Here is a 16,024-nt window from a genome sequence, read left to right as displayed (position 1 = left end):
TGGGCCCCCAAGAGCCGGGGAGTGAAAAGCTAACGGATTTGTCCTGTTCGCGAAGGCGTTGCCCGCTCTGAGAGCTCAACACCTCGGCAGCCGGCCTGAGGGGGGGTCTTCCTTATCGGACACTTGCACGGCGATGGCCTTGATCTTGGTTGGTCCGCGTTTCCCGCCGTCACGGGCGCTTATCGGGCAGCGTCTCGCGAGGGGGTATCGGCTCGGCCGCTCCGGTATCGACAATATTTCCAGAGCGGAAAAAAGCGAAGATCGGTGACCAGAAACGGTTCTGTTCTTGAGGATTGATGGCGGCATCATGCGTCAACGCATCCAGCAATACCAGACGATGCGGGCTTGTGGCCACCGCGTTCAGCCGCATGGCCTGCCGCCAATCCACCACCTCATCGGCACGACTGTGGACAATCAGAAGCGGTGATTTGACACGGCTCATACGAGCCTCGTTGTCCCAGACGTCGGGTAGCAGCCAAGCAAGCCATTTCGGTACCAACCCCACCGCAACGGCAGCCTCCCGGGCGGAGGCGAACCCAGAGGCGATGACAATGCCGTCCGCAGCAGGGTGCAAGTCGGGAAGAACATCCAGAAGCACGGCGGAGCCAAGAGAAAAGCCCAATAGGTAGTGACGGGCTGCTTGTGGCGTCAGCGCCATGAAACGCTGGTGGGCGCTGAGCCCATCCTGACGAAGGTTTTGCACGGTGGGTGCACCGGTACTCGACCCGTAGCCGCTATAGTCAAACACGAAGGAGGAAACGCCGTTCTCGTAGAGGTGCTTCTGGACGGTTGCCCAATCTGCGAGGTTCTCCTCGTCGCCATGAAAAATCAGAACGGCCGCGGCAACACGGCCCGACGCCTGTACGTAGGACCCACGGAGTATCCGATCGCCGCTGGGAAAGGCGATCTGTTGTGACGGCACCCCGAGCATCTCCGGTGTGAGCGTTCCTGCTGGTGTGGTAGTGAACGCGTGCCGCTCAATGAGAAGGAAAAGGCCGTGACGGCCGACGATTGCCAGCAATGTCAGGCCAAAGAGGGTCGCGAACAACAGTCGGATGCACTTCATGGAGATCTTCGAAATGGGCCACCACTTCCCATGAAGTGGGAACGCGGCATCACGACAGAGCAGGGCGGAATACCGGGTGTGCGAACGTGGTTCCGGCCCCAGGCTTGCGGAACTACGTGAGACCCTGGTCATCGATTTCAGACAGTCGTAAGCGGCTGAAATCGACCAGAGGCTGCCGGTCAGAAATGCCTACCGAAGTCGGATCGATTCATGGTGCCTAAACATAGGTCATGGTCAGCTTGTGCTTTCAACACGGGTCGCGAAGTTCGCAACCCTACCAAGCACGCCGCATCAATCACCTTGGCTTTACCCTAGCAAAGAAAATGGCTGATAACGGTCAAAATCGGCGTTTGGAGTTGGGCCGTAAATTGGCCGCAGTAGAAGTGCTGGAAATGGCCGAGTTAGTGAATACTCACATTGGCTTATGTGCCTTGCCCCACGCTTCATATCCCCCCTTAAGTGGACGAACTGACGTGTAGCCTAATTGGGTGAGGTTATGGGCGGCACGCACGGCCGTGGCATCCCCAGGGCACGCACACAGCGTCACGATTTGCCCGTTCTTCGGCCATTGATCCACCGCGTTCAACAGCCCCTCAAGCTGAGTCACCGTTGCGCCTTCGACCGCGCCAGTTTCGGCAATCATGCTGGTACTGCGAAGATCGAGCAGCAGCGGAGGATGATCCGAACGCAGAGCGAGGATCAATTCGGCAGGAGAGATGTGCGGGATGGCGGCCTGCTGCTCAAACCGATGTTTTTGCCACAGCTTCCAACCCAGCCAAACAGCAAGGGCGAGCAAGGCAACGATGCCCACGGCAGCCCCGTTACGACCTAACGCGGCAATGACGGTTTGCAACTCTGCACGCAGCAGCCAGCCAGTCAGGATGGCGGCCCCCGCCCAGAACGTGGCACCGAAGCTGACTGCGACGAGGAAGCTTCGCAACGGCATGCGAAGCGAGCCAGCAATAGGGGGTGCCACGATGGAAAACCCTGGGACAAATTTGGCGATGACCAGCGACCAAACGCCCCATCGCGTGAAGCGGACTTCAGTTTGGGATACGCATGAGCCCGGATTGATCGACAGCCGGCATAGGCCTCCGAGCACTCGGTAGCCGAACATCCTGCCTGCCATGTACCAGAGCCAGTCGGCGATCACGGAGGCCAGTACCGCCACGGCGAGAACTTTGCCGGCATGCCCGAAGGACAAGGCAAGGCTGCCCGCGATCATCAGGGTTGGAACGGCGGGCAGCGGGAGGCCCAGCTGTTGCAGTAGCACATTCAAGAATACTGCCCAGATGGCGTCTCGCTGGATCGCCTCGCTGAACCAGGTTATTTCCATGGGCGTGTGCCTTATCCCTTGACCTTATGTCTCTGCGCTATCCGGCTGGTGGCTGGCATGGCAAACGTAGCGGCACGAAGAGTGGGCCCTAGAACCGTACAGACACCAGTAAAACTCACGATAGTTAAGTGGCCGGGGATTCGCCCACGATCGGATTCGGCCAACCCCCAGTCCCTTACTACACTACCGCCTCACTTGCGCAGCGAATCCAGTTCTTCGTGGTTCGTCACCACTTCCTGAGCCTTGATATAACTCTCGATCAACAGCCGATAGTGTGGCATCGCCTCGGCGTAGACCTCGGCCCATTGCTGCGCATCCGGCCGGTTCCATGAACCTTGCAGCTCAGAGAGTGTGCCCATCGTGTCGATGGGCACCACCCCGGCTTGGGTCAGTCGGGCAATTGTCAGATCCGAGGCCATCTTCGAGACGGTGCCGGAAGCATCGACGACCGCGAATACCTTATAGCCGGCGAAAGCCGCGCTGATCGACGGGAACGCCAGGCAGACGCTGGTGATGGTGCCGGCGATGACCAGCGTCTTCTTGCCGGTCGCCTCGACCGCGGCGACGAAGTCCGGGCTATCCCAGGCATTGATCTCGCCCTTGCGCGCCACGTAGTGGGCGTGCGGGGCCGATTGATGGATTTCCGGAATCAGCGGGCCGTTCGGCCCCTGCGGCACCGAGGCGGTGGTGATCACCGGCATCTTCAGCAGGTTGGCGGCCTTGGCCAAGGCAATCACATTCGCCCGCAACTGCGGCAAGTCGATGTCTTTGACGACCTGAAACAAGCCACTCTGATGGTCGATCAACAGCATCGCGGCGTCGTTCGGATCGATCGTCGGCTTTTGGCCATTGAAGTTCGCTACATTATTCAACGTGCTCATTTCGGATCTCCTCTTAGTTGGAGTGATATCGGCAGCTGGCCGACGGGGAGGGCGAATTGCCCAATCCGGCCCACACGGTTCGTGGGGGCCCAACATTCAAGAGGTCATGTCTGTAGCCGGTTGCGGGGACAATCCCGGCATCTGGCCAAACCGACCGCTGTTGAAGTCCTCAATCGCCTGGCGGATCTCGGCCTCGGAGGTCATCACGAAGGGGCCGTACCCCACCACCGGCTCCTCGATCGGCTCGCCGCTCAGCACCAGCAAGGTGGCGTCACTGTTCGCCTCCAGCGAAACGTCCGTCCCGGCACGCTCCAGCATCACCAGCTGCGCTTCGCGGGCAATCTGATCGCCATTGACCAGCACGGCGCCGCGCAGCACGATCAGCGCCAGCGTTCGGCCGGCCGGAACGGTCAGCTCGGTGCTTCGACCTTGCTGCAGATGCAGATCCCACACGTCCATCGGCGTGAAGGTGCGCGCCGGACCGGAGTGACCTTGGTAATTGCCGGCGATGACGCGGACACGCCCGGCCTCGTCCGGCAACGGAACGGACGGAATGTCGCCGTCCAGCAGGGTCTGGTAGCCCGGTGCAGCCATCTTGTCCTTGGCCGGCAGGTTGACCCACAGCTGCACCATTTCCAAGGTTCCGCCTGTACGGGTGAACGCTTCGGAGTGAAACTCCTCGTGCAGGATGCCGGAGGCGGCGGTCATCCACTGCACGTCGCCGGGGCCGATGCGCCCGCCACTGCCGGTCGAGTCGCGGTGCTCCAGCTCGCCTTGGTACACGATGGTCACCGTCTCGAAGCCGCGGTGTGGATGCTGGCCAACGCCACGACGGCGCGTCGCCGGTTTGAACGAAGCCGGGCCGGCGTAATCCAGCATCAGGAACGGGCTCAGGTGGCGGCCGAGCGAGTCGTACGAGAACAGCGTCCGCGCCGGGAAGCCGTCGCCGACCCAATGCCCTTTGGGGCTGCTATAGATGCCGAGAATTTTCTTCATCACCTGCTCCTGGTTCGAGGCCGATCTGGCCTGGTTGGGATGGCAGAAGCTTAGTTCAGGGCAAATTTCTGCAGTAGACGGTAAAATTCACTCTCAGCGTTGCACTGATGGAACGATGAGGACGACATGCTGACCGACTTCAATGATCTCTACTTCTTCGCCCAGGTCGTCGATCACCAGGGCTTTGCCCCCGCCGGACGCGCCTTGGGCATCCCCAAGTCCAAGCTGAGCCGTCGAGTGGCATTGTTGGAGGAACGACTCGGGGTCCGACTGATCCAGCGCTCTACCCGCCGCTTTTCAGTGACCGAGGTGGGGCAGAGTTACTACGCGCATTGCAAGGCGATGCTCGTCGAGGCCGAAGCGGCCCAGCAAGCCATCGAGCTGACACGCTCTGAGCCACGAGGGATTGTTCGGATGACCTGCCCCGTCGCGCTGCTGCACGCCCGGGTGGGGGAAATGGTCGCCGAGTTCATGGCGGAAAACCCATTGGTCACCGTGCATCTGGAAGCGACGAACCGGCGCGTGGACGTGATCGGGGAGGGGGTCGATGTGGCGATCCGGGTGCGTGTTCCGCCATTAAAGGACAGCGACCTGGTCATGAAAGTCCTGGCCGATCGCACGTGGTGTGTCGTGGCCAGCCCTTCCTTGCTGAGCAAGTATGGGCCTGTCACCGTCCCCGCGGACCTGAACGGCTTGCCGAGCCTGGATCTGGGGCCGGTACAGCAAGAGCATGTTTGGTACCTGGATGGCCCTGAGGGGGCCAAAGCCGCCATTCATCACTCCCCGCGCTTGGTCACGGACGACATGATTACGTTGCGACAGGCCGCCCTAGCGGGGGCCGGTATCGTGCAACTACCGACCATGATGATCAAGGAAGAGGTCGATCGAGGAGCTTTGGTCAAGCTGGTTCCGGGATGGGCACCGAAAGGCGGCGTCATTCATGCGGTGTTTCCGTCCAGAAGGGGACTTCTGCCTTCGGTCCGACGGTTAATCGACTTTTTGGCGCAGCGCTTTGGGCAGCTTAACGAGGACTAGATCGGGAGAGTTGTTAAGTGAACAGATTCCCCTGTTGGTCTATCCCAAGTTCGGTGTGCGGTGGGTTAAGCAATATAAAACAAGGGTTTTTCATACTTGTTTTTAAGCCGTGAACCGATGCTGAGCCAAAGTAGGTGAAAAAATCTTCATGTTGCTCGCAGTTAGTGAATCACTGGGCCGTGTAGAGGTTCAGAGGAGGGGGCTGGAGACAGGCCAAACGGTTCCTCGTCTGATTTGCTCAATAAGCCCGATAAGACCGGGAAAGAAAAAGCGACGGGTCGCCCCGTCGCTCCGTGCCTTGCCCGGTCTTAGTACTACTACACCGCGCGCTGGACGCTCAGGCTCTTCCGGAAGAACAGACCGTATACCACGGTCAACACCACGAGGAACGGCAGGCCGAACACCAGCGTCATTCTGAACGCGTCCGTGAACGCGGTAGTCACGAGGATCGCCAGCATCAGCAGGGCACCGGCCAGCGTCGTCACCGGGAAGTATTTCATGCGGAACGACAGCGTCGCTCCCCCCTGCCGATCATGGAAGCGGCGGAAGAAGTAGTGGGTGACGAAGATCATCATCCAGGTGAAGATGGCGCCGAACATCGAGATAGCCATCATCAGGGTGAACGACTGCTCCGGGTAGAGGATATTCAGCACGGTGGCCAGTGCGATGCCGCCCGTCGACATCAACAGCGCGTTCAGCGGAATGCCGCTGCGGGTCAGGCGCCCCATGCTAGCCGGGGCATGGCCCGCGCGAGACAGGCTGAACAGCATGCGGGTCGTGATGTAGAGCTGGCTGTTCATCGCCGACAGCGCCGCGACCAGCACGATGAAGTTGATCACCCCCGCCGCACCCGGAATGCCCAGCACCTCCATCACCTTCACGAACGGGCTGCCGCTTTGCCCGGCCTGGCTCCACGGCACGATCGCCAGGATCAGTGCCAGCGTCACCAGGTAGAAAATCGCCAGCCGCAGCATCGTGGCGCGAAACGCCTGCTTCACTGCTTTTTCAGGATCGTCCGCCTCGCCGGCCGCCACCGCGATCATCTCGACGCTCAGGTAGCTGAAGATGGAGACAATCACCGCCATCCACATGCCCGTGATCCCGTGCGGGAAGAAGCCCTGGTGCGCCCAGTAGTGCTGGACACCGTACTGCGGCGAGCCTGAACCGAAGACCACGTAGGCGCCCAGCATGATGAACGCCACGATGGCCAACACCTTGATCGTCGAGAACCAGTACTCGACGGTGCCGAACGCCTTCACGCTCGCGGCGTTGACCGCGACCAGCACGGCCGAGAACGAGGCGATCCACAGCCAGGACGGCACAGTGGGGAACCAGAACTTCATGTAGACCGCCACCGCCGTCACCTCGGTGCCGACGGCCAGCACGATGCACGACCAGTAGGCGTAGCGGACCAGGAAGCCCGCCAGCGGGCTGAGGTAATACTCGGCATAGGCGCCGAACGACCCCGAGGTGGAGTGCGCCACCGTCATTTCGGCGAGACAGCCCATCAGCAGCAGGGTGATCAGCCCGCCGATCGCATAACTGATCAGCACGCTCGGCCCGGCAAAACCGATGGCGAAGCTGCTGCCCAGGAACAGGCCGGTGCCGATCGCACCGCCGATGGCGATCATGCTCATCTGGCCGGAGGTAAGGCGGCGGTGCAGACCCTGCTCGCGCTGGGCGATTTCTTCGAATCCTCTCGAATGGCTCATCTATTTCTCCTTTGTCTAGGTATTTTTTTATGGTTCTGGGTGGTCCGTTCAGGTCACCGAGGTGCGTTGCTTGAACTCGGGGCGATCCCAGCTGCGGCTGTCCAGAATGTCTTTGAGGATCTCCACCGCGTCCCAGACATCGGCGTAGCCGAGGTAGAGCGGCGTGATGCCGAAGCGCAGCACTTCAGGCTCGCGGTAATCGCCGATCACGCCGCGCGCGATCAGCGCCTGCATCACCGCAAAGCCCTCCGGGTGGCGGAAGCTGGCGTGGCTGCCGCGCTGGGCATGGTCGCGCGGCGTCACCAGCGTTAACGGGTGCTCCTTGCAGCGCTGCTCGACCAGCGCGATGAACAGGTCGGTCAGCGCCAGCGATTTGGCGCGCACCGCCGCCATATCGGCCTCGAGCGCCACGTCCAGGCCGCATTCGATCAGTGACATCGACAGGATCGGCTGGGTGCCGCACAGATAGCGGCGGATGCCGGTGGCCGGCTGGTAGTCGGTGGCCATGTCGAACGGGCGCTGATGCCCCCACCAGCCCGACAGCGGTTGCCAGAACCGGTCCTGATGACGCCGCGATACCCAGATGAACGCCGGTGAGCCCGGACCACCGTTCAGGTACTTGTAGGTGCAACCCACGGCGAAGTCGGCGTCGGCACCGTTGAGGTCGACCGGCACGGCGCCGGCGGCATGCGCCAGGTCCCAGATCGTCAGCACGCCATACTGGTGGGCCAGAGCCGTGGTCGCGGCCATGTCGTACATGGCGCCGGTGCGGTAATTGACGTGTGAGAGCAGCAGCACGGCGACGTCCTCGTCGAGGGCCTGCTCGAGCGGGGTCTCTTCGTCGATCAGCCGCAGCTCGTAGCCTTGCTGCAGGAAATCGATCATGCCCTGGATCATGTAGAGATCGGTCGGGAAGTTGTCGCGCTCGGACACGATCACGCGGCGCTGCGGGCGGGCTTGCTGCTGGATCCGCAATGCCGCCGCCAGCGCCTTGAACAGGTTGAGCGAAGTGGTGTCGGTGATGACCACTTCGTCCTCGTGGGCGCCCAGCAGCCGGCCCAGCTTGTTGCCCAGGCGCGCGGGCAACTCGAACCAGTTGGCGGTGTTCCAGCTGCGGATCAGGCCGATTCCCCATTCCTGTTCGATCACTTCGGCGCTGCGGGCACGGGCGGTCTTGGGCAGGACGCCCAGCGAGTTGCCATCCAGGTAGATGACGCCCTCCGGCAGCTCGAACTGCTGCTTTAGCGGGGCGAGCGGGTCCCGCAAGTCGGCTTGTAGACAGTCTTCTCTTGTGAGCACGGTATTTCTCCTTCGGGTGAGAGGGTTAGGACAGGGTTCGCAACACAGCCCGGACCGGGCTGGCGTCGAGCCCCATCAGCTTCAGCGGCAGGGCGATCAGCTCGTAATCGCCTTCCGGCACGTCGTCGAGCAGCAGGTTTTCCAGAATGGCGATCCCATACCGCGCCACCGCATGGTGGGCATCCAGGGTCTTGCTCTTCACCGGATCGAGCGAGGCCGTGTCGACGCCGATCAGCCGCACGCCCTGTTCGCCGAGCCAGTCGATCGCTTCGGGCGCAATCGCGGTGAAGTCGTCGTCCCAGCGCTGGACCGGGAATCGCAGATAGGTGCGGATCAGGAGGCGCGGCGGCAGCAGAGCCCCGTGGAGGTGCGCTTGCAGTAACTGGCGGGTCACCACCGGACCGGCGTCCAGGCAATGCACCACGCGGCAGGGGCCGAGATAGGGTGCGAGATCGACCTCGCCGATGGCCAGGCCGTCGGGCCGGTAGTGCAGCGGCGCATCGGCATGTGCGCCGGTGTGGGTCGACAGGCTCAGGCGCGACACATTGACCGGGCAGGCATCGGACAGGCTCCAGGTACGGACAGCGCCGAAGGGCGTGTCGCCGGGCCAGACCGGCATGTCGGGACACAGTGGAGGGGTGATGTCGTACAGCATCGGCGAGGCTCCTGGTCGCTCGGGAAACTGAAACTATCCTAGCACCGGGCCCACTCGCCAAAATTGCAAGTTCGGCTTGTCGATGGCTGACTTTTCGCAGAATATTTACTTTTCTCTTTGGTTTTGATTGGATTCTGCGATGCAGGTCGACGCGATCGATTGGCGCATTCTTGCCGCGCTGCAACACAACGGCCGCCTGAGCAATCAGGACCTGGCCGACAAGGTGGCCCTGTCGCCTTCCGCCTGCCTGCGGCGGGTGCGCACGCTGGAGGAGAACGGGCTGATCAGGGGCTATCGGGCCGAGCTGGACGCCTTGCAATTAGGGTTCGAGCTGGAGGCGGTGGTGCATGTCACGCTGGATCGCTCGCGCGAGGACTGGCACGAGCGCTTTCAGGCGCAGATCGATCAGTTCGACGAGGTGACGGCTGCGTATGTGGTCAGCGGCCCCACCAACTACATCCTCCACGTGCGCACCCACAATCTGACGACGTTCTCTGCCTTCATCGTGGAGAAGCTGAACAAGATCCAGGGCATGCGCGATATCTGCTCGTACATCGTGATGAAGAAGATCAAGGACCGGATCGGGCTGTTGCCGATCGAGAAGGATCGCTGAAGCGGGGTTGGCGCCCCGAAGGGCGCCCGTTCGGCCAACCTTGATGGTGGCTTCGCGCCTGGGCTGCGGAAAGAGCAACAGGCCAAGCCGGTCGGTGCACGGCGTTGGCCTGTTGATGACAGGGCTTAGGGAAGCCTGCTAACGGTCAGGACGTCTGACGCTCCGATTCTTTCGCCGACTCCAGTAACTGGGCCGTGTCGAGCAGATAACGATTGAAACCGGCCACGTCGGTGCGCAGCGACTCGCCGATATGGGTCAGCTGCTGCAGCGCCTCGGCGATGCCGGTCACCAGTTGCACCCTCAGCCTGGCCGTCTCCTGCATCTGTTGCATTGCCGTCTGCGCTTCCTGAGAGCGCGCCAGCCCTGCCTCGGTGTTGACGCGGGCCTTCTCCACGCCCGCGCCGGCGTGGTGCGCGGTGTCATTCGGCCCCTCGGCAATCAGGCCGATCTCCTTGCTGGAGACACTGGCACGTTCGGCCAGCTGGCGCACCTCGTCGGCGACCACCGCAAAGCCGCGTCCCATCTCGCCGGCCCGGGCCGCTTCGATCGCGGCATTGAGCGCCAGCAGATTGGTCTGGCTGGCGATGTCCTGGATGGACACCACGATCTTGCCGATCCGCTGGGTTTGTGCGGAGAGCTCGTCAAATACCGCCGCGCTGTCTTGGGTATAGGTGGCGAGCGCATCGATCAGCTGGATGACCTCCGACACCGCCGCCGAGCTGGCATTGACCAGCGCCATCGCGGCTTGGGCCACCAGGCGCGACCGCGCCATATCGTGGTTGGTCTGTTCGATCAGAGCATGAAATTGCACAAACTTGTCGCCGATGGCTTGGGCCGCCGCTTGCTGCCGATCAAGCCCTTGCCTGATGGCGGGTAGTGACGTTTCCGGATCGGAGACCGGCTTGGCGGACGGTATAAGCTGCGCCGCCTGCCATTCGGCTTGCTGCGCCGTCTGCAACTGGTCGGCGAACGCTAGCGCGCTGCCCAAGGCCGCCGATTTCAGCATCGCCGCGGCGCCTGCCGCGTTGCCGTCGCGAAGCCGTTGCCGACACAGTCGATAGTCGTGTCGCGACAGGCCGAGCACGGCGCGCTCGCGAGTTAAACAGAGCGAGGTGAGACACACGGTCATCAATGCTGCAGCAATCAGCAGCCAACGCAGCATCGCATCACCGGTCAGCACAATGCCCGTCAGCAAGGTCAGGGCCAGCAGGCACACATTGAAGACAACACCGAACCATAAGAGTCGTTGTTTCATGTTCTTTTCTTGATTGTGGGTGTGAACAGGGCCGGGAAAGTGCCCTCGAAAAGGGGGATGGGGGTCTTGGAATGAGAGTGGAACCGCTCGCAAGTGATGCAAGCGAGTGCTCAAGCTTTCGATACGGCAAAGCGCTGCCTAATGCAGCGCAACGTTTTTTGGCGCCCGGCTGACAGATGACCGTAGGGGCCCGCCGGGCGGACAAAAGGTTGGCCGAAAGCACTCGTCGCCTTCGGCCAACCCTAGTTTCACGAATTACGCGCTGGCGCGGGCACGCTCGACTTCAGCGGCGGGCGCCTCTACGTTGTCTCCATACAGGCGGAAATCGAAGTCGATCGAGGCGAACGGCTGGTCCACGCCCTGCTTGGTCAGTTCGGCCGGTGCGCTGATGCGCTTGACCGCCGGTACCAGTCCTTCGCGGCTGGCGAAGGCGAAGTCGTCCCACAGGTATTCGTCGCCGTCGATGTTGATCTGGGTGGTCAGCTTGCGGTGGCCTGCGGCCGACACGAAGAAGTGGATGTGCGCCGGGCGGCGGCCGTGACGGCCGAGCAGGGTCAGCAGGCGCTGGGTGGTGCCCTCCGGCGGACAGCCGTAGCCCATCGGCACGATGCTGCGGAATTGGTAGCGGCCGTGGCTATCGGTGACGATGGTGCGACGCAGGTTGAACGCCGGCTGGCTCTTGTCGAAGAATGAGTAGTTGCCCAAGAGGTTGGCGTGCCACACCTCGACGCGGGCTCCCGGCAGCGGCTGGCCGTCGACGTCGTAGACGGTGCCCTGCATGAACAGCACCTCGGCCTCGTCGCTCTCGCTACCGTCGTCGAGGCGGGCGAAGCCTGCGCTCTCCGGCGCACCGGCCACATAGAGCGGGCCCTCGATGGTGCGCGGGGTGCCGCCGCTGAGTCCTGCCTTGGCTTCCGCCTCGTCGGCACGGATGTCGATGAAGCGTTCCAGACCAATGCCCGGGGCGAGCAGGCCCAACTCGTGGCTGGCGCCGGCTTCGGCGAGATACTCCAGGCCCTTCCAGATTTCGCTCGGCTGCAAGTCCAGGTCTTCGATGGCCTTGAACAGGTCGCCGACCAGGCGCACCACCACCTGTTGCACGCGCGGGTTCGCTTCGCCGGTGGCGGTGTCGACGAGGAAGCTCTTTACCAGGGCGTCGATTTCAGCGTGGGTCATGTCTCTATTCCTTCTCTGTGCTTGTCGCTATGGATGCGCCGCGCTGTCTTGTGGCAGCGGTTTGCGCGATTACTGCGGGGTGGGTGAAGCAGAAAATCAGCGGTCGTCGTCCCGGATCGAAGACGGGTGGCGGCACAGGGGCAGCACCTCGATTTTCATGTACGGGAACAAGGGCAGGGTGGAGACGAGCATGTGCAGCTCGTCCACGCTGTCGACGTCGAAGATGCTGACGTTCGAATACTGGCCGCCGATGCGCCACAGGTGTCGCCACTTGCCCTGCGCTTGCAGCGCTTGGGACTGGGCTTTCTCGGTGGCTTTCAGTTCGGCGGCCTGGTCGGCCGGCATCGATGGCGGCAGCTGCACATCCATTCTGACGTGGAACAACATGGTGGGACTCCTTTACGGGTTGGGGGTAGAGCCGCTAACAAAACCCAGCGAAGCGGTCCCGGCTAGGCGCGCTGCCGCAGACAGTACGAGGAGTACGGCAAGGCAGCGCAACAACGCCGGGAGGGGTTTGTTAACGGCGCTTAGCGGCGCAGGGCGGCCAGCTTGTCGCGGTCGATCTGGACACCCAGGCCGGGGTCGGTAGGCACTTGCAGCATGAAGTCGTGGTAGACGAGCGGTTCGGCCAGGATTTCCTCGGTCAACAGCAGCGGGCCGAACAGCTCGGTGCCGAAGCTCAAGTCGCCGAAGGTGGAGAACGCATGGGCGGACGCGGCCGTGCCGACCGCGCCTTCCAGCATCGTGCCGCCGTAGAGGCCGATGCCGGCCAGCTGGGCGATGGCGGCGACCTGCATGGCCGGCACCAGTCCGCCGGACTGGGCGATCTTCACCGCGAACACGTCGGCGCCGGCGTCGCGGGCCAGTTCGAAGGCGTCGAGCGGACCGTGCAGCACCTCGTCGGCCATCATCGGCACGGCAAAGCGGGCGGCCAGGCGGGCGAGGCCGGCCTTGTTCTCGGTGCGCACCGGCTGCTCGATCAGGTCGATGCCGCCGGCCTCGAGCGCCGCGATGCCGTTGACTGCTTCGAGCTCGCTCCAGGCCTGGTTCACATCCACCCGTACGCTCACCGCGTCGCCGAGCGCCTTCTTGATCGCCAGTACGTGCGCCACGTCCTCGGCCACCGGGCGCAGGCCAATTTTCAGCTTGAAGATGCGGTGACGGCGCAGCTCCAGCATCTTCTCGGCCTCGGCGATGTCGCGGGCGGTGTCGCCGCTGGCCAGCGTCCACGCCACCGGCAGCGCGTCGCGCAGCCGTCCGCCCAACAGCTCGGATAGCGGAATGTTCAGGCGGCGCGCCTGCGCGTCGAGCAGAGCGGTTTCCAGTGCGCACTTGGCGAAGCGGTTGCCCTGGATGGTCTTGCGCAGCTTGGCCATCGCCGCCGCCACATTGTGCGCATCCATGCCGATCAGCAGCGGCGCGATGTGGGTGTCGATGTTGACCTTGATGCTCTCCGGGCTCTCTTCGCCGTAGTTGAGACCGCCGATGGTAGTGGCTTCGCCCCAGCCCTCGATGCCGTCTTCGCACAGCACCCGTACCAGCACCAGGGTCTGGGTATTCATGGTGGCGACAGACAGTTTGTGCGGGCGGATGGTGGGGACATCGGCCAGGATGGTTTCGATGGATCTGATCATGACGGTGCAGCATCCTTGCTGGGGTTGTCGCAATGACGACCGGGGCATCGGCGAACACTAGGCTCGAACCTGACCCGCCGGCGACATTGCCGTGGTTGACGAAACCGATTGAATACCTGTGGCCGTCTGCGGGCTATCCGGCTACTTGGGATTTGCTATCCGCTTTTTCCGGTGGAGGGGGCGAAGCGAGCGGGCGGGCCAGCCTTTAAGAAAGCTTGCGCTGCGGCAGGACGAACGAGGCGGGCGTCACGTCGGCAGAGCGCGGGCGTGGCAAGCGGTTCGACCGCGGCGAAGCTAGTTGGGAAGAGGTAGGCGCAAGGTTGGCCGAACGGAAGAACTACCGAGGAAAGTTAAGCCAAAAAAACGGATAACGATTGGCAAGTAGTCGGATAGCTCGCGTTTCGCTTCCAGTATTCAATCGCCTTGGACCATTCGATCCATCGCGAAGCCGTCACAAGGCAGGAGGAGAAACCATCGTGAGCACGACAAAAACTATTTCTGAATGGCAAGACTTCGTCAGCGGCTGCCTGGACTTCCGTCCGGCGGAAGGCGTCTACCGGATCGCCCGCGATATGTTCACCGAGCCGGAGCTGTTCGAACTGGAGATGGAGTTCATCTTCGAGAAGAACTGGATCTACGCCTGTCACGAAAGCGAGATCGCCAACCCGCACGACTTCATCACGCTTCGCGCCGGCCGTCAGCCGATGATCATCACCCGCGACGGCAACGGTGAACTGAACGCGCTGATCAATGCCTGTCAGCACCGTGGCGCCACGCTGACGCGGATGAGCAAGGGTAACCAGTCCACCTTCACCTGTCCGTTCCATGCCTGGTGCTACAAGAACGACGGCCGCCTGGTGAAGGTCAAGGCGCCGGGCGAGTACTGCGAAGACTTCGACAAGGCCACCCGCGGCCTGGAAAAGGCGCGCATCGCCAGCTATAAGGGCTTCGTGTTCATCAGCCTAGATGTCAATGGCCGCGACTCGCTGGAAGATTATTTGGGTGATGCGCGCATTTTCTTCGACATGATGGTGGCCCAGTCGCCGACCGGCGAGCTGGAAGTGCTACCCGGCAAGTCGACCTACAGCTACGAAGGCAACTGGAAGCTGCAGAACGAGAACGGTCTGGACGGCTACCACGTCAGCACCGTGCACTACAACTATGTCGCCACCGTGCAGCACCGCCAGGAATCCAATGCGCAGAAGGGCGAGGCCGGCAGCGGCACGCTCGACTACAGCAAGCTCGGCGCCGGTGATGCGGAAACCGACGACGGCTGGTTCTCGTTCCAGAACGGCCACAGCGTGCTGTTCAGTGACATGCCCAACCCGGGCGTGCGTCCCGGCTACGCCAGCGTGATGCCGCGCCTGGTCGAAGCTCACGGCCAAGCGAAGGCCGAGTGGATGATGCACCGCCTGCGCAACCTCAATATCTACCCCAGCCTGTTCTTCATGGACCAGATCAGCTCGCAGTTGCGCATCGTGCGTCCGGTGGCCTGGAACAAGACCGAGATCACCAGCCAGTGCATCGGCGTGAAGGGCGAGTCGGACCAGGACCGCGAAAACCGCATCCGCCAGTTCGAGGACTTCTTCAACGTGTCCGGCATGGGCACCCCGGACGACCTGGTCGAATTCCGCGAAGCGCAGCGCGGCTTCCAGGCGCGGCTGGAGCGCTGGAACGACATCTCGCGCGGTAACCACAAGTGGGTGGAGGGCGAGACGCCGAACAGCGAGCTCTTGGGCATCCAGCCGGTGCTGACCGGCACCGAACTGACCCACGAGGGCCTGTACGTCAACCAGCATGGCGCCTGGCGCGACTTCCTGCTCAAGGGCCTGCTACACAAAGCCAACAGCGCGAAAGAGGGTTAAGCCATGAGCCACACACAACATTCCGTCGAGCAGTTTCTCTATCGCAAGGCCGAGCTGTGCGATGCCCAGGATTGGGACGCCTACCTCGCCCTGTTCGATGAAGAGAGCGAGTTCCATGTCCCGCAGTGGGAGTCCGAACACGAGTACACCACCGACCCCAAGCGCGGCATGTCGCTGATCTATTACACCAACCGCTCAGGACTGGAAGACCGGGTGTTCCGCCTGCGCACCGGCAAGTCGGCCGCCTCGACACCGCTACCGCGCACCTTGCACCAGATCAGCAATGTGCGCATCGCCGAACAGCCGGGCGGCCAGCTGGAGGTCAAGGCCAACTGGGTGACCCACTACACCCGCCATGGCGTATCCGAGCATTTCTTCGGCCGGGTCACCTATCGGCTGCGCTGTGACGGCGACAGCTGGAAGATCACCAGGAAGCACGTGCTGTTGCTCAACGACACCATCAATTCGGTGCTGGATTTCTACCATCTGTAAGCGGGAGGC

General features: G+C 62.5%; 15 protein-coding genes. 4 read left to right on the top strand and 11 right to left on the bottom strand.

The window, feature by feature from the left end; genetic code table 11:
- Window positions 1-169: 169 nt before the first annotated feature.
- The 4 genes from ACZ2IA_RS02485 to ACZ2IA_RS02470 all read right to left on the bottom strand — a co-directional run bounded on the left by ACZ2IA_RS02485 (window position 170) and on the right by ACZ2IA_RS02470 (window position 4,279).
- Entirely contained in the window at window positions 170-1,066 is an 897-nt protein-coding gene (locus ACZ2IA_RS02485; protein WP_470290984.1) for an alpha/beta hydrolase, read from the bottom strand.
- A 412-nt stretch (window positions 1,067-1,478) separates the two neighbouring features.
- Window positions 1,479-2,402 (bottom strand): VTT domain-containing protein, encoded by a 924-nt coding sequence (locus ACZ2IA_RS02480; protein ID WP_470290983.1) that lies wholly within the window; start codon window positions 2,400-2,402, stop codon window positions 1,479-1,481.
- Window positions 2,403-2,593: 191 nt separating this feature from the next.
- Complete coding sequence (locus tag ACZ2IA_RS02475; protein WP_470290982.1) at window positions 2,594-3,283, bottom strand: isochorismatase family protein; 690 nt, start codon at window positions 3,281-3,283, stop codon at window positions 2,594-2,596.
- A 96-nt stretch (window positions 3,284-3,379) separates the two neighbouring features.
- Complete coding sequence (locus ACZ2IA_RS02470) at window positions 3,380-4,279, bottom strand: pirin family protein (RefSeq protein ID WP_470290981.1); 900 nt, start codon at window positions 4,277-4,279, stop codon at window positions 3,380-3,382.
- Window positions 4,280-4,405: 126 nt separating this feature from the next.
- On the opposite strand from ACZ2IA_RS02470, the gene ACZ2IA_RS02465 reads away from it, so the two are divergent.
- The gene (locus tag ACZ2IA_RS02465; protein WP_470290980.1) at window positions 4,406-5,314 is read left to right on the top strand and encodes a LysR family transcriptional regulator; all 909 of its coding nucleotides are present in this window, start codon (window positions 4,406-4,408) and stop codon (window positions 5,312-5,314) included.
- A 317-nt stretch (window positions 5,315-5,631) separates the two neighbouring features.
- On the opposite strand, the gene ACZ2IA_RS02460 is transcribed toward ACZ2IA_RS02465, so the two are convergent.
- Genes ACZ2IA_RS02460 through kynB form a run of 3 tightly spaced genes read right to left on the bottom strand, consistent with a single transcriptional unit; the run spans window position 5,632 to window position 8,980 of the window.
- Complete coding sequence (locus ACZ2IA_RS02460; RefSeq protein WP_470290979.1) at window positions 5,632-7,026, bottom strand: amino acid permease; 1,395 nt, start codon at window positions 7,024-7,026, stop codon at window positions 5,632-5,634.
- A gap of 48 nt (window positions 7,027-7,074) precedes the next feature.
- Window positions 7,075-8,325, bottom strand: a complete 1,251-nt coding sequence (gene kynU / locus ACZ2IA_RS02455) for a kynureninase (protein ID WP_470290978.1) — start codon at window positions 8,323-8,325, stop codon at window positions 7,075-7,077.
- Window positions 8,326-8,350: 25 nt separating this feature from the next.
- The gene (gene kynB / locus ACZ2IA_RS02450; protein WP_470290977.1) at window positions 8,351-8,980 is read right to left on the bottom strand and encodes an arylformamidase; all 630 of its coding nucleotides are present in this window, start codon (window positions 8,978-8,980) and stop codon (window positions 8,351-8,353) included.
- A gap of 139 nt (window positions 8,981-9,119) precedes the next feature.
- On the opposite strand from kynB, the gene ACZ2IA_RS02445 reads away from it, so the two are divergent.
- Window positions 9,120-9,593, top strand: coding sequence for an Lrp/AsnC family transcriptional regulator (locus tag ACZ2IA_RS02445; protein WP_470290976.1), 474 nt, complete (start codon window positions 9,120-9,122; stop codon window positions 9,591-9,593).
- Window positions 9,594-9,738: 145 nt separating this feature from the next.
- Here the strand turns inward: ACZ2IA_RS02445 and ACZ2IA_RS02440 are convergent, their stop codons facing one another.
- The 4 genes from ACZ2IA_RS02440 to ACZ2IA_RS02425 all read right to left on the bottom strand — a co-directional run bounded on the left by ACZ2IA_RS02440 (window position 9,739) and on the right by ACZ2IA_RS02425 (window position 13,658).
- The gene (locus ACZ2IA_RS02440) at window positions 9,739-10,848 is read right to left on the bottom strand and encodes a methyl-accepting chemotaxis protein (protein WP_470290975.1); all 1,110 of its coding nucleotides are present in this window, start codon (window positions 10,846-10,848) and stop codon (window positions 9,739-9,741) included.
- A gap of 255 nt (window positions 10,849-11,103) precedes the next feature.
- Window positions 11,104-12,024: a catechol 1,2-dioxygenase gene (gene catA, locus ACZ2IA_RS02435; RefSeq protein WP_470290974.1), complete on the bottom strand. Its 921-nt coding sequence runs from the start codon at window positions 12,022-12,024 to the stop codon at window positions 11,104-11,106.
- A 96-nt stretch (window positions 12,025-12,120) separates the two neighbouring features.
- On the bottom strand, window positions 12,121-12,411 hold the full coding sequence (gene catC / locus ACZ2IA_RS02430) for a muconolactone Delta-isomerase (RefSeq protein WP_470290973.1): 291 nt from the start codon (window positions 12,409-12,411) through the stop codon (window positions 12,121-12,123).
- Between the two features lie 140 nt (window positions 12,412-12,551).
- Window positions 12,552-13,658, bottom strand: coding sequence for a muconate/chloromuconate family cycloisomerase (locus ACZ2IA_RS02425; RefSeq protein ID WP_470290972.1), 1,107 nt, complete (start codon window positions 13,656-13,658; stop codon window positions 12,552-12,554).
- Window positions 13,659-14,134: 476 nt separating this feature from the next.
- Here ACZ2IA_RS02425 and antA point away from each other — a divergent pair, with 476 nt between their 5' ends.
- Both antA and antB read left to right on the top strand, forming a co-directional pair.
- Window positions 14,135-15,523, top strand: coding sequence for an anthranilate 1,2-dioxygenase large subunit (antA, locus tag ACZ2IA_RS02420; RefSeq protein ID WP_470290971.1), 1,389 nt, complete (start codon window positions 14,135-14,137; stop codon window positions 15,521-15,523).
- 3 nt (window positions 15,524-15,526) lie between these two features.
- Window positions 15,527-16,015 carry an anthranilate 1,2-dioxygenase small subunit gene (gene antB / locus ACZ2IA_RS02415; RefSeq protein ID WP_470290970.1) on the top strand — a complete coding sequence of 163 codons (489 nt, stop codon included), beginning with the start codon at window positions 15,527-15,529 and terminating at the stop codon, window positions 16,013-16,015.
- Window positions 16,016-16,024: the final 9 nt, after the last annotated feature.

Source organism: Crenobacter sp. CS_VA4 (assembly GCF_055597485.1).
Note: the sequence above shows the minus strand (reverse complement) of the source record. Positions and strands in the feature narration are given on the sequence as shown.

Excerpts from the sequence above, each read along its gene's own strand:
- ACZ2IA_RS02485 (WP_470290984.1), bottom strand. The coding sequence starts at position 1,066 with ATGAAGTGCATCCGACTGTTGTTCGCGACCCTCTTTGGCCTGACATTG.
- kynB (WP_470290977.1), bottom strand. The coding sequence starts at position 8,980 with ATGCTGTACGACATCACCCCTCCACTGTGTCCCGACATGCCGGTCTGG.
- ACZ2IA_RS02480 (WP_470290983.1), bottom strand. The coding sequence starts at position 2,402 with ATGGAAATAACCTGGTTCAGCGAGGCGATCCAGCGAGACGCCATCTGG.
- ACZ2IA_RS02460 (WP_470290979.1), bottom strand. The coding sequence starts at position 7,026 with ATGAGCCATTCGAGAGGATTCGAAGAAATCGCCCAGCGCGAGCAGGGT.
- catC (WP_470290973.1), bottom strand. The coding sequence starts at position 12,411 with ATGTTGTTCCACGTCAGAATGGATGTGCAGCTGCCGCCATCGATGCCG.
- ACZ2IA_RS02470 (WP_470290981.1), bottom strand. The coding sequence starts at position 4,279 with ATGAAGAAAATTCTCGGCATCTATAGCAGCCCCAAAGGGCATTGGGTC.
- ACZ2IA_RS02440 (WP_470290975.1), bottom strand. The coding sequence starts at position 10,848 with ATGAAACAACGACTCTTATGGTTCGGTGTTGTCTTCAATGTGTGCCTG.
- ACZ2IA_RS02475 (WP_470290982.1), bottom strand. The coding sequence starts at position 3,283 with ATGAGCACGTTGAATAATGTAGCGAACTTCAATGGCCAAAAGCCGACG.
- catA (WP_470290974.1), bottom strand. The coding sequence starts at position 12,024 with ATGACCCACGCTGAAATCGACGCCCTGGTAAAGAGCTTCCTCGTCGAC.
- antB (WP_470290970.1), top strand. The coding sequence starts at position 15,527 with ATGAGCCACACACAACATTCCGTCGAGCAGTTTCTCTATCGCAAGGCC.
- ACZ2IA_RS02445 (WP_470290976.1), top strand. The coding sequence starts at position 9,120 with ATGCAGGTCGACGCGATCGATTGGCGCATTCTTGCCGCGCTGCAACAC.
- ACZ2IA_RS02465 (WP_470290980.1), top strand. The coding sequence starts at position 4,406 with ATGCTGACCGACTTCAATGATCTCTACTTCTTCGCCCAGGTCGTCGAT.
- ACZ2IA_RS02425 (WP_470290972.1), bottom strand. The coding sequence starts at position 13,658 with ATGATCAGATCCATCGAAACCATCCTGGCCGATGTCCCCACCATCCGC.